This is a genomic window from Nocardia takedensis NBRC 100417, from assembly GCF_000308695.1.
Taxonomy (GTDB): Bacteria; Actinomycetota; Actinomycetes; order Mycobacteriales; family Mycobacteriaceae; genus Nocardia; species Nocardia takedensis.
Genome location: NZ_BAGG01000011.1, coordinates 77,065 through 89,240 on the forward strand (window position 1 = coordinate 77,065; position 12,176 = coordinate 89,240).

The 12,176-nt window shown below is 70.0% G+C and carries 10 protein-coding genes; 6 read left to right on the forward strand and 4 right to left on the reverse strand.

The window, feature by feature from the left end; all coding sequences use genetic code 11:
- The first annotated feature begins 80 nt into the window (after window positions 1–80).
- Both purF and purM read left to right on the forward strand, forming a co-directional pair.
- Entirely contained in the window at window positions 81–1,691 is a 1,611-nt protein-coding gene (gene purF, locus ON30_RS03150; protein WP_040704036.1) for an amidophosphoribosyltransferase, read from the forward strand.
- A gap of 226 nt (window positions 1,692–1,917) precedes the next feature.
- Window positions 1,918–2,991 carry a phosphoribosylformylglycinamidine cyclo-ligase gene (gene purM, locus ON30_RS03155; RefSeq protein WP_040704039.1) on the forward strand — a complete coding sequence of 358 codons (1,074 nt, stop codon included), beginning with the start codon at window positions 1,918–1,920 and terminating at the stop codon, window positions 2,989–2,991.
- A 241-nt stretch (window positions 2,992–3,232) separates the two neighbouring features.
- Here the strand turns inward: purM and ON30_RS37100 are convergent, their stop codons facing one another.
- The 4 genes from ON30_RS37100 to ygfZ all read right to left on the reverse strand — a co-directional run bounded on the left by ON30_RS37100 (window position 3,233) and on the right by ygfZ (window position 6,484).
- Window positions 3,233–3,445: a DUF3073 domain-containing protein gene (locus ON30_RS37100; protein WP_083911106.1), complete on the reverse strand. Its 213-nt coding sequence runs from the start codon at window positions 3,443–3,445 to the stop codon at window positions 3,233–3,235.
- A 180-nt stretch (window positions 3,446–3,625) separates the two neighbouring features.
- A complete protein-coding gene (locus ON30_RS03160) occupies window positions 3,626–4,576 on the reverse strand; it encodes an asparaginase (protein ID WP_040704041.1) in 951 nt (316 codons plus the stop codon).
- Window positions 4,576–5,280, reverse strand: a complete 705-nt coding sequence (locus tag ON30_RS03165) for an MOSC domain-containing protein (protein WP_040704043.1) — start codon at window positions 5,278–5,280, stop codon at window positions 4,576–4,578. The genes ON30_RS03160 and ON30_RS03165 overlap by 1 nt, the downstream gene beginning before the upstream one ends.
- An 88-nt stretch (window positions 5,281–5,368) precedes the next feature.
- Window positions 5,369–6,484 carry a CAF17-like 4Fe-4S cluster assembly/insertion protein YgfZ gene (gene ygfZ, locus ON30_RS03170; RefSeq protein WP_083911110.1) on the reverse strand — a complete coding sequence of 372 codons (1,116 nt, stop codon included), beginning with the start codon at window positions 6,482–6,484 and terminating at the stop codon, window positions 5,369–5,371.
- A 272-nt stretch (window positions 6,485–6,756) separates the two neighbouring features.
- Between ygfZ and ON30_RS03175 the strand changes: the two genes are divergently transcribed.
- From ON30_RS03175 to cydD, 4 genes are all read left to right on the forward strand, one after another.
- Window positions 6,757–7,677 carry an aminodeoxychorismate lyase gene (locus tag ON30_RS03175; RefSeq protein WP_040704047.1) on the forward strand — a complete coding sequence of 307 codons (921 nt, stop codon included), beginning with the start codon at window positions 6,757–6,759 and terminating at the stop codon, window positions 7,675–7,677.
- Window positions 7,678–7,900: 223 nt separating this feature from the next.
- Window positions 7,901–9,400, forward strand: a complete 1,500-nt coding sequence (locus tag ON30_RS03180; RefSeq protein ID WP_040704049.1) for a cytochrome ubiquinol oxidase subunit I — start codon at window positions 7,901–7,903, stop codon at window positions 9,398–9,400.
- A gap of 9 nt (window positions 9,401–9,409) precedes the next feature.
- Window positions 9,410–10,441: a cytochrome d ubiquinol oxidase subunit II gene (gene cydB / locus ON30_RS03185; RefSeq protein ID WP_040704051.1), complete on the forward strand. Its 1,032-nt coding sequence runs from the start codon at window positions 9,410–9,412 to the stop codon at window positions 10,439–10,441.
- 1 nt (window position 10,442) lies between these two features.
- The gene (gene cydD, locus ON30_RS03190; RefSeq protein ID WP_040704052.1) at window positions 10,443–12,155 is read left to right on the forward strand and encodes a thiol reductant ABC exporter subunit CydD; all 1,713 of its coding nucleotides are present in this window, start codon (window positions 10,443–10,445) and stop codon (window positions 12,153–12,155) included.
- The last annotated feature ends 21 nt before the right edge of the window (window positions 12,156–12,176 follow it).

Here is a 12,176-nt window from a genome sequence, read left to right on the forward strand (position 1 = left end):
TCGCGGCGGCGGTGATCGCGGCATCGCTTTCACCCGTAGAATGACCTATGCCCCCAGCCCGCCCGAACAGGGAGCAAACGGTGACCAACGCCGACATGACGGTGTCCAGCGATTCTCTGCCACTCACCGCCGTCGGAACCGCGCTTTCCGCCGGTCCCGATGTCGAGGAGAACGAGCCCCGCGAGGAGTGCGGAGTCTTCGGAGTCTGGGCTCCGAGCGAGGATGTGGCCAAGCTCACCTACTACGGCCTGTATGCGCTGCAACACCGTGGCCAGGAGGCCGCGGGCATCGCGGTCTCGGACGGTTCGCAGATCCTGGTCTTCAAGGATCTGGGTCTGGTCAGCCAAGTCTTCGACGAGCAGACCTTGGCCGCCATGCCGGGCCACATTGCCGTCGGCCACTGCCGCTACTCCACCACCGGCGGGGTCACCTGGGAGAACTCCCAGCCGATCTTCCGCACCACCTCCGTCGGGTCGGGGCTCGCGCTCGGCCACAACGGCAACCTGGTGAACACCGCCGAATTGGCCAGCCGGGCCCGCGAATACGGCCTGCTCGGCAATTCGCCGGCGAGCGGACGCGCCCAGCCCGCCGCGACCTCCGACTCCGATGTGGTGACGGCGCTGCTGGCCCACGCCGCCGCCGATTCGAGCATCGAGCAGGCTGCCATGGAACTGCTGCCCACGCTGAAGGGCGCGTTCTGCCTCACCTTCATGGACGAGCACACCCTCTACGCCGCGCGCGACCCGCACGGTGTGCGTCCGCTGTGCCTGGGCCGCCTGGACCGCGGGTGGGTGGTGGCCAGCGAGACGGCGGCCCTGGACATCGTCGGCGCGGCCTTCGTCCGCGAGATCGAGCCGGGCGAACTGCTGGCGATCGACGCCGAGGGCGTGCGGTCGAGCCGTTTCGCCAACCCCGAACCCAAGGGCTGCGTCTTCGAGTACGTCTATCTGGCCCGCCCCGACACCACCATCGCGGGCCGTTCGGTGCATTCCACCCGCGTGGAGATCGGCCGCAGGCTGGCGCTGGAGAGCCCGGTCGAGGCGGACCTGGTCATCCCGGTCCCGGAATCGGGCACCCCCGCCGCCGTCGGCTACGCGCAGGGTTCGGGTGTGCCGTACGGGCAGGGCCTGATGAAGAACGCCTATGTCGGGCGCACGTTCATCCAGCCGAGCCAGACCATCCGCCAACTCGGCATCCGACTCAAGCTCAACCCGTTGCGCGAGGTCATCCGGGGTAAGCGGTTGATCGTGGTCGACGATTCGATCGTGCGCGGCAACACCCAGCGCGCGCTGATCCGCATGCTGCGCGAGGCGGGCGCGCTGGAGATCCACGTCCGCATCGCCTCGCCGCCGGTCCGCTGGCCCTGCTTCTACGGCATCGACTTCGCCTCCCGCGCGGAGTTGATCGCCAACGGCGCGGGCGCCCACGACAGCTACGAGGAGATGATCGAGGGCGTGCGCCGCTCCATCGGCGCCGACAGCCTCGGCTACATCTCCACCGAGGGCATGATCGCGGCCACCGAGCAACCGCGATCGCGCCTGTGTTGCGCGTGTTTCGACGGCAAGTACCCGATCCCGCTGCCCGCCGAGGCCGCGATCGGCAAGAACGTCCTCGAAGGTGTGCTCACCGGACAGTCCGAGGCAATGCTGTTGGGCGAGAACGCGAATGCGAGTGCCCTGAGCCGACCCTGATCGCGCGGTGAGTCGATCCGGTCCCGACCCTCTCACACTGTGCGGGACCGACCCCTCGCGCGGCCGTGGGCCGGCACAATGAATTCCTGGCCGCGCGAGCCCGGAAACCGTGGATACGCGGCTCTCACCGAGCGGGAGAGTCGCGGGTAGCGGCTGAGCCGTGAACCGGCTCCGGTAGCGTGAGCAGGCATCTATCCGCCGATTCGGTTTGGAGCTTTCCCCGAAAATGACTGAACAGACCCCCAGCGGCGCTTCCTACGCCGCGGCAGGCGTGGACATCGAAGCCGGTGACCGCGCAGTCGAGTTGTTCGGACCATTGGCGAAGAAGGCGAGCCGTCCCGAAGTGCAGGGCGGACTCGGCGGATTCGCCGGTTTGTTCGCACTCAAGGGCGGTTACCGCGAGCCGTTGCTCGCGGCCTCCACCGACGGCGTCGGCACGAAGATCGCGGTCGCGCAGGCCATGGACAAGCACGACACGGTCGGTCTCGACCTGGTCGCCATGGTGGTCGACGACCTGGTGGTCTGCGGTGCGGAGCCGCTGTTCCTGCAGGACTACATCGCCATCGGCAAGGTCGTCCCGGAGAAGGTCGCCGAACTGGTCTCCGGCATCGCCGAGGGCTGTGTGAAGGCCGGGTGCGCGCTGCTCGGCGGCGAGACGGCCGAACATCCGGGTCTGATGGATCCCGACGACTACGACCTGTCCGCCACGGGCGTCGGAGTGGTCGAGGCCGATTCGGTGCTGGGCCCCGAGCGGGTCCGCCCCGGCGACGTGGTGATCGCCATGGGCTCCTCCGGCCTGCACTCCAACGGCTACAGCCTGGCCCGCCGGGTCCTGCTCGAGATCGACCGCATGTCGCTGACCGGGCACGTCGAGGAGTTCGGCCGCACGCTCGGCGAGGAACTGCTCGAGCCGACCCGCATCTACGCCAAGGACTGCCTGGCGCTCATCGCCGAGACCGACGTGCGCACCTTCGCCCACGTCACCGGCGGCGGTCTGGCCGCCAACCTGGGCCGGGTACTGCCCGCGGGCCTGATGGCCGAATTGGACCGCGGCACCTGGAATCCCGCGCCGGTGTTCAAGATGATCGCCCAGCGCGGCCGGGTGGACCGGGTCGAGATGGAGAAGACCTTCAACATGGGCGTCGGCATGGTCGCCGTCGTCGCGCCGGAGGACGTGGACCGCGCCCTGGCGGTGCTGACCGCCCGGCACATCGAATGCTGGACGCTCGGTTCGGTCAAGAAGGCCAAGGACGACGACGCGGTGCGCGCGCTGCTGGTGGGCGAACACCCGCGCTTCTGACCGGGAGGTCGGCTGAGACGAAGAACCCCGTGGGCGCCGCCCACGGGGTTCTCGCGTGTGTCGGATCGGCCACAATCCGGTGTTCCCGCACGGGAACGGCAGAAATCACACCGGCGTCCCACATCGGATGTGGGACGCAGATGCCGTTCGGCAAGCCTCTAAGGCGATGTCCGCGCCACGGCTGTCAACGTTTGAAGGGGGAGGCCCGTCGGCCTCCCCCTTCACGCGTAGAAATCCGTGGTCAGCGGCGCCATTCGTCGTAGTCGTCGTCCTCTTCCCACCGGGATGAGGACGCGTCCGCGTCGTGCTCATCGGACAGCACACCACCACTCCGTGGGGAGTTGGGGCTACCCGACAGCTCGCGCTGAAGGCTCGCGAAGTCGGTCGGCGCTGAGCTGTACTTCAGCTCACGTGCGACCTTGGTCTGCTTTGCCTTAGCCCGGCCACGGCCCATGGCTGACCCCCTCGCGTCACTGCGGGGCGGCCTGGGGTTTGTTGGCGGCCCCGTTCGAATTAATACTCTTCCTGTCAGACACTTTAGCGTGTGTCCGGCGGTCGCGCTTCCAGGAGTGGGCGAAGAGCTCGGGAAGGGCCGCCGTTTGCCGGCCCTTCGCCGTCGATCGTGCTATTCGGACTAGCCGAGGATTCCGGGGACGGCCCTGATCACCCCCACTCGGGCCGCGCCGCCGAGCACGGGAAGGGCCGCCAATTCCGCGTGCGCGTCGGTCCAATCGATACCCATTCGATGCAGAATGGCCAGCGTCAGCGGTATGCGCGCGCGGTCGTGGCCGTCCTCGATCTTGTAGGCGAAAGCCCGACCGTCGGGCAGCGCACCCGCGTGCACACCGTCCGCGCCGATCTTGCAGAACAGGCCGGGCGTGGCCGACATCGTCAGCAGGTCGGGACCGTTGGTGCCGGAGATCACGCGCGGATTCGCCCGGATCGCCTCCGCCACCCGGCGTCCCGGCGTCCCGGGATCGCCGGTGGCCATGGCGGCGAAGGCGCGGGCGAGGTTGATCAGCGAGACCGGGATGATCGGCAGGCCGCACCCGTCGATGCCCAGATCGGTCTCGGGTTCGCCGGTCAGTTCGGTGACGGTGGCGATCACCGACTGTTGCAGCGGATGTGCGCGATCGAGGTAGCCCTCGGTGGGCCACCCGTTGATCGCGCAGGTGGCGAGCATCGCGGCGTGCTTGCCGGAGCAGTTCATGTAGATCCGGCGCGGGCCGTCGGCCAGCGCGGCCGCCCGCGCCCTGTCCTCGAACGGCAGGTCGGGCGGGCAGGCCAGGTCGTCCTCGGTGAAACCGAAACGGTCCAGCAGCCGACGGACCAGCGCGAGATGGTCGGGCTCGCCGAAGTGCGAGGCGGTGGCGATCGCGAGTTCGGCCTCGTCGACCGGTTCGAAGCCATTGCGCAGCAGGGTGATCGCCTGCAACGGCTTGTTGGTCGAGCGCGGGAAGATCGGCAGGTGCACCTCGCCGAGTTCGCGCGTGGGCTCGCCGTCGGCGTCGAGCACCACCACCGACCCGCGGTGCACGCATTCGCGGAACCCGGACCGCACCACCTCGACCAGTTCGACGCCCATCAGCTCGCCTCCGCCGCGAGTTCGCCGGAGCGCTGTGCGGCGTTCGCGTGCCTGCGGGCGTGCCGGTCGATCTGCATCCGCACGTCGTCGGAGAGCGTGGGCTCCTCGGCGAGCAGTACCGCGAGTCGGTCCATGTCCGTGCCGTGGAACAAGTCGCGCACGGTGATCCCGTGCGCGGGGGTGTGCACGATCTCGACGGTGTCGCCCGCCCCGATCGTGCCCTCGGTGAGCACCCGGAAATACGCGCCCGTGTCACCGCGCCGAGCGAACCGCTTGACCCACTGCCGCTCCCGCGACCAGTGGCCGAAGGTCGCGCACGGCACACGCGGCGCGCTCACCTCGAGCAGCGTGTCCCCGATGGCCCAGTGCGCGCCGAGCACCGCGTCACTGACCGCGATGCCCTCGATGCGCAGGTTCTCCCCGAACCAGCCCCACGGCAGTTCGCGGCCGAGTTCCTCGCCCCAACGGCGCGCGTCGTGGTCGGCGTAGGCGTAGACGGCCTGGTTGGCGCCGCCGTGGTGGGCGGTGTCGCAGACGTGGTCGCGGTCGAGTCCGAGCGCGCGGACCGCCACCCGGTCCGGCCGCGGCCGCTTGTCGATCGCCGATTTGCCGACGCGGCCCGGCACCGCGAGATCGGCGTGCACCGTGCAGACCGCGAGCACGCGGCCGGGACCGCCGGCGGACGTCGGGTCAGGGGAGGACATGGGATTTCCTCTCGTCACGGGTGGTCGGGAGGTTCGACGCCGAACGTTCGCGAGCGCGGGGGGAACGTTCGGGGACGGCGGCGCGAAGTCACCGCCCGCGCAGGCGGTCGACGGCGAGCCTGCCGGCCTGCGGGGTGTCGTCGGCCTCGACGGAATCGGGGTCGATGGAGGCGGCCGCGGGCCCCGCGACCAGTTCGGTCTCGGGGGGGACGGCCCGCTTGACCAGCGCCAACGCGATCGGACCGAGTTCGTAGTGGTCGACCACGGTGCCCAGGCGACCCACCGCGCGACCGCCCGCGGTGACCTCGCCGCCGGGTTCGGGGCGCGCGTCGGCGGAACCGTCGAGGTGCAGCAGGACCAGCCTGCGCGGCGGCTTGCCGAGGTTGTGCACCCGCGCCACCGTCTCCTGACCGCGATAGCAACCCTTGTCCAGGTGCACCGCGCCGAATTCGGTGACCCCGCCGATCCAGCGGGCCTCGTGCGGGATGGTGCGCTCGTCGGTGTCCAGGCCGATCCGGGGGCGCAGTGCCGCCACGCGCAGCGCCTCGAAGGCCCAACTGCCCGCGGGTTCCGCGCCCGCCGCCGTCAGGCGCGTCCACCAGTCGGCGAGGGAGGCGCGCGGCACGATCAGGTCGAACGAGTCGGGGGTGGGCCACGGCATCCGGCGCAGGAAACCGCCGCCGGGCAGCGGGACCGCCGCGTAGACGCCGGGCAGTTCCGCGACGCCGAGCGTGTCGAGCAGGGTGTCCACCCGGGGGCCGAGCAGGCTCAACACCGCGTGATCGCCCGCCTCGCGCGGTTGGGCGTCGGCCCAGAAGACCATCCTGGTCAGGAACGTCAGCAGGTCCGCACCGCGTTCGGCCTCGGTGTCGATCCAGACCGTGCCGTCGAGGTCGGTGAGGACGAAGTGGTGCAGCACCCGGCCGTTGAGGTCGAGGTCGAGGTTCTCGGCGGACTCCCGGTCGCCGAGGCCCTCGATGTGCTGGCTGGTGATGGTGTGCAGCCAGCTCAGACGCTCGCCGCCGCCGATGGCCAGCACCGCGCGATGCGAGCGGTCGACGATCGCGACCCGCTCCACGGCGGCTTTCTGCTCTCCGAACGGATCGCCGTGATGCCACGCGACCGCGGCGTCGGGGGATCCGGGCGCGGCCGGGACGGCCCCCGCAACGGTGAGCAGCGGACTGGGTGCTACGACGACCGACACGTGATCCACTCTAGGCGGGGTCGCCGACACGTGCCGAGAACCCCGTCCGCGGTGGGCTCGGGGCGCGGTGGCTCCATTGCGCCGCGCGGCGTCGGCGATGTCCCATTCGTCCCATCGGCGGCGGCCGGAACCGCGGCGCGCACGTCAGCGTCGGGCATCGGCGGAGACGAGGTCCGCCGTCGGCCGCCCGGGCGACGCGTCCGCGCCGATCCGGGGCCCTCGGAAGGCGCGGAGCGGCGGACGAGCGGGGCCGACTGGCCTACGCTCGACGCATGGTAGATCGGGTTCTAGTGACACTCGACGGCGAAGTCCGAGATGCGGACGCGCCGTTGCTGTTTGCCGACGACATCGGGGTGCTGCGCGGCGACGGTGTCTTCGAGACGATTCTGGTGCGCGACGGCACCGCTCGCGCGCTCGAATTCCATCTCGGCAGACTACGCAGGTCCGCGCAGGCGCTCGATCTGCCGGAACCCGAACTGGGCCGCTGGCGCGAGGCGGTGGAGACCGCGGCCAAGGAGTGGGGCAGCGAGCGCGAAGGCGTGCTGCGCCTGGTGCTGACCCGCGGCCGGGACTCCGAATTCTCCGGCGGCCGATCCAGTGTCACCTCCGGCGACCTCGCGGCGGCGGTCCCGGTACCCACCTCCTACGTCCTGGTTCTCCCGGTGCCCGAACGGGTGGCGCAGGCGCGCGCGGAAGGCGTGAAGGTGGTCAGCCTCTCGCGCGGGATCTCGATCGATCTGGCCCAGGCCGCGCCGTGGCAGTTGCTGGGCGCGAAAACCCTGTCCTACGCGACGAATATGGCGGCGCTGCGGTTCGCGCACCGGATGGGCGCGGACGACGTCATCTTCACCAGCACCGAGAACCGGGTATTGGAAGGGCCGCGGTCCTCGGTGGTGATCGCGCGGGACAAGACCTTCCTCACCCCGCCCGCGAAGAACGGTGTGCTGCCGGGCGTCACCCAGCGCGCGCTGTTCGTGGAGGCGGAGAAGGCGGGGTGGGAGTGCCGCTACGAACAGTTGTTCACGGCCGATCTGCTGACCTGCGACAGCATCTGGCTACTGTCCAGCATCACGCTGGCGGCGCGGGTCAACTCGTTGGACGGGTTGCGGATGATGGCGCCGGACAACGCGGAGGAGATCACCGCGCTGGTGGACAAGGGGATCGAACGGACGGGCACGGTCGGCGACTGGTGAGTTCCACGCGGTGCGGCGGGCCCCGATTCGGGGTGGGAAGCGGGGCTTTCGCACCAACGATTCGCTCTCTGGCTAATTGATGGCATCTCGTGTCCTAAAGCACGTTTTTCGGGGGTAGCGCCCGGCGTACGCTTTACTACGACATGTCGTAGATCGGCTGGAGGGTCGTCATGAGCGAACGCGGAGCGCGAATCATGCCCTGTCGTCACCCCGAGGTGACGGCATGAGCGTCCTGGACATCTCGCGCTGGCAATTCGGCATCACCACCGTCTACCACTTCATCTTCGTCCCGCTCACGATCGGACTCGCGCCGCTGGTCGCGGGCATGCAGACCGCCTGGGTGGTCACCGGCAAGGACCACTGGTACCGGCTGACCAAATTCTTCGGCAAACTCTTCCTGATCAACTTCGCCCTCGGCGTCGCCACCGGCATCGTCCAGGAATTCCAGTTCGGCATGAACTGGAGCGAATACTCCCGCTTCGTCGGCGACGTCTTCGGCGCGCCCCTCGCCCTGGAAGCACTCGTCGCGTTCTTCCTCGAATCGACCTTCCTCGGGCTGTGGATCTTCGGCTGGACCCGACTGCCCAAACTGCTGCACCTCGGCGCGATCTGGCTGGTCGCCATCGGCGTCAACGCCAGCGCCTACTTCATCGTCGCCGCCAACTCCTTCATGCAGCATCCCGTCGGCGCGCGCTACAACCCCGAACGCGGGCGCGCCGAACTCACCAGCATCTGGGAAGTGCTCACCAACAACACCACCCTCGCCGCGTTCCCCCACGTGGTCGCCGGCGCGTTCCTCACCGCGGGCACCTTCGTCGCGGGCATCTGCGGATGGTGGATGGTGCGCAACGCGCGCAGCGGCGACCAAGCGCGGATGGCCGAAGCGCGCACCATGTGGCGACCCGGCGGCCGCGCGGGCATGTGGGTGATCCTGGTCGCCGGTGTCGCGCTGTTTTTCACCGGCGACGTGCAGGGCAAACTCATGTTCGAGCAGCAGCCGATGAAGATGGCCTCGGCCGAATCGCTGTGCCACACCCAGACCGACCCGGACTTCTCGATCCTCACCGTCGGCACGCACAACAACTGCGACAGCGTCACCCACGTCATCGAAGTCCCCTACGTGCTGCCGTATCTGGCCGAGGGACGCTTCGACGGCGTCACCCTCGAAGGCGTGCAGGACCTGCAACAGGCTTACGTGGAGAAATTCGGCCCCGGCGACTACCGGCCCAACCTGTTCGTCACCTACTGGTCCTTCCGCGCCATGATCGGCCTGTCGGCGGGCTCGATCCTGCTGTGGGCGGTCGGCATGTGGATGACCAGGCGCGGCCGGATCACCGACAAACGCTGGTACTCGTGGCTGTGCCTGCTCGCCATCCCCACCCCGTTCCTGGCCAACAGCGCGGGCTGGGTGTTCACCGAGATGGGCCGCCAACCGTGGGTCGTCGTCCCCAACCCCACCGGCGACCAGAACCTGCGACTCGCGGTGCAGGACGGCGTCTCCGACCACGCCACCGGCACCGTGATCACCTCGCTGGTCGTGTTCACCCTGCTCTACGCCGCACTCGCGGTGGTGTGGTTCTACCTGATGCGGCGCTACGTCATCCACGGCCCCGACGACCCGCCGCGCACCCCGCCGAGCGGACCCGACATCTCCGACGACACCCCCGACCGGCATCGCGGATCGGAAGAACCCGCCGTCGAACAACTCTCCTTCGCCTACTAGGAGCCGACGATGAATCTGCAAGAGTTCTGGTTCCTGCTCATCGGCGTCCTGTTCACCGGGTATTTCGTACTCGAGGGCTTCGACTTCGGCGTCGGCATGCTCATGCCGATCCTCGGCAAGGGCAGCGACACCCGCCGCCGCGTCGTCCTCAACACGATCGGGCCGGTCTGGGACGGCAACGAAGTGTGGCTGCTCACCGCGGGCGGCGCGATGTTCGCGGCCTTCCCCGAGTGGTACGCGAGCCTGTTCTCCGGGTTCTACCTGGCGCTGCTGCTGGTGCTGGTCGCGCTGATCGTGCGGGTCTGCGCCATCGAATACCGCAGCAAGATCGACGATCCGCGCTGGCGAGCCTGGTGTGACGCGGGTATCGGCGTCGGTTCCTGGGTGCCCGCGTTGGCCTGGGGCTGGGTGTTCGCCAATGTCGTGCACGGGGTTCCCCTGGAGCAGGACAAGAACATCGGCGGATCGCTCGCCGACCTGTTCGGCCCCTACGCCCTGCTCGGCGGACTCACCACCGGACTGCTGTTCGCCCTGCACGGCGCGATCTTCCTCACCCTCAAGACCGGCGGTGTCGTGCGCGCCGACGCCCAGCGCATCGCGCGGGTGCTGCTGATCCCCACGGTGGTCGTGGTCGGCGCGTTCGGCCTGTGGACCCAACTCGCCCACGGCGTCGGCTGGACCTGGATCGCGCTCGGCGCGGCCGTCGTCGGTCTGGTCCTCGCGGGCGGCGGCGTCCTGATCCACCGCGACGGCTGGGCCTTCACCGGCACCACCCTGGCGATCGCCTCGGCCACCGTGCTGCTGTTCGGGTCGCTGTTCCCGAATGTGCTGCCCTCCACCATCAGCGACGCCTTCAGCCTCACCGTCGACAACGCCTCCTCGACCCCCTACACGCTGAAGGTGATGAGCTGGGCCGCGGTCATCGTGACGCCCGTGGTGCTGGCCTACCAGGGCTGGACCTACTGGGTGTTCCGCAAACGCCTCACCGTGGAACAGATCCCGGCCCCCGTCGGACTCCCGTTCGGTCCGGCGCGGGACTGACATGGCCCGCCCGCCCGTCGACCCCCGCCTGTGGCGCTACGCGCGCTCGGTGCGCGGTCACCTGGCGCTCAGCGTCGGGCTCTCGGTGGTGATCACGGTGTGCATCGTGGTCACCGCCGTCACCCTCGGTCGCGTGCTCGCCGGCGTCATCACCGACCCGGCGCAGCGCGCGCTCGGGGGGTGGAGCGTCGAGATCGCGGTCCTGGCCTGCGCGATCGTGGTGCGCGCCACGGCGAGTTGGGCGCAGGCCCGCTCCGCGCACCGGGCAGGCGCGCGGGTGGTCACCGAACTCGAATCCGCCGTCCTGGTCGCGGGCGCCGAACTGACCCCGCGCGAACTCGACAGCCGCCGCGGCGAACTCGCGGTCGTCGTCGGCTCGGGACTGTCCGGACTGCGCGACTACATCACCGGCTACCTGCCCGCGCTGCTGCTGGCCTGCCTCGTGCCGCCGATCGTGCTCGTCGTCATCGCGCTGCACGACCCGATCTCGGCGGGCATCGCCGTGGTCACCCTGCCGCTCATCCCGGTCTTCATGGTGCTCATCGGACTGCTCACCCAAGGCCGCGCCGAAGCCACCCTCGCCGCCACCACCCGACTGTCGGACCAAATGCTCGACCTGTTCGCCGGCATGCCCACCCTGCGCGCCCTCGGCCGCGAAGGCGACACCGCGGGCGGGCACACCATGCTGCCGCGCGTGCGCGCGCTCGGCGAAGCGCTGCGAACCCGCACCATGCGCGCCCTGCGGATCGCGTTCCTGTCCTCGATGGTGCTCGAACTGCTCGCCACGCTCAGCGTCGCGCTCATCGCGGTCTCCATCGGGTTGCGCCTGGTCTACGGCGGGATGGACCTCTACGCCGGACTCGTCGCCCTCGTCCTCGCCCCCGAGGTCTACCTGCCGCTGCGGTCGGTCGGAGAACGCTTCCACGCCGCCCAGGACGGAATGGCCGCGGCCGACCGGGCTTTCGCCGTGTTGGATCGGCCCCGCGCGTCGAGCGAGCGCGGACGCGCCGCCATTCCGGCCGAGGGCATCCGCGTCGACCTCGACGGCCTCACGGTGCGCGCCCGACACGGTCACGCGCCCGCCGACCTGTCCGCGGTGCTGCGCCCCGGCGCGGTCACCGTGCTGGCCGGGCCGAACGGCAGCGGCAAATCCACCGCGCTGCAAGCGATCCTCGGACTGCTCCCGCCCGACGCGGGCGCGGTGCGGATCGCCGGCGTCGACATCGCCGACCTCGACACCGACCTGTGGTGGTCCCGGGTCGCCTGGCTCCCGCAGCGGCCCGTGCTCGTCCCCGGCACGTTGCGCGAGAACCTGGAGATCTTCGGCGCGCGAGTGGTAGAACCACGCCGCGGTGCCGCGCGCACCGTCGACCCGCTCGAAGCCGCCTGCACCGCAACCGGATTCGATACCGTGCTGGCCGGGCTGCCCGAACGGTGGAACACCGTGGTCGGCGCCGGGGGAGTCGGCCTGTCCCTCGGCCAGCGCCAACGCCTCGCGCTCACGCGCGTCCTGGCCGCCGACCGACCCGTCCTGCTGCTGGACGAACCCACCGCCCACCTCGACGCCGACTCCGAAACCGCCGTCCTCGCCGCCCTGCGCGCGAAGGCCGCCGACGGCGCGACGGTGGTGGTCGTCGGCCACCGTCGCACCGTCCTCGCCGCCGCGGATGTGGTCGTCGAAGTGCGTGCGGCCGACCTCGGGGTGGTGGCGTGATGTCTTTCGTCGGGCGTTGGG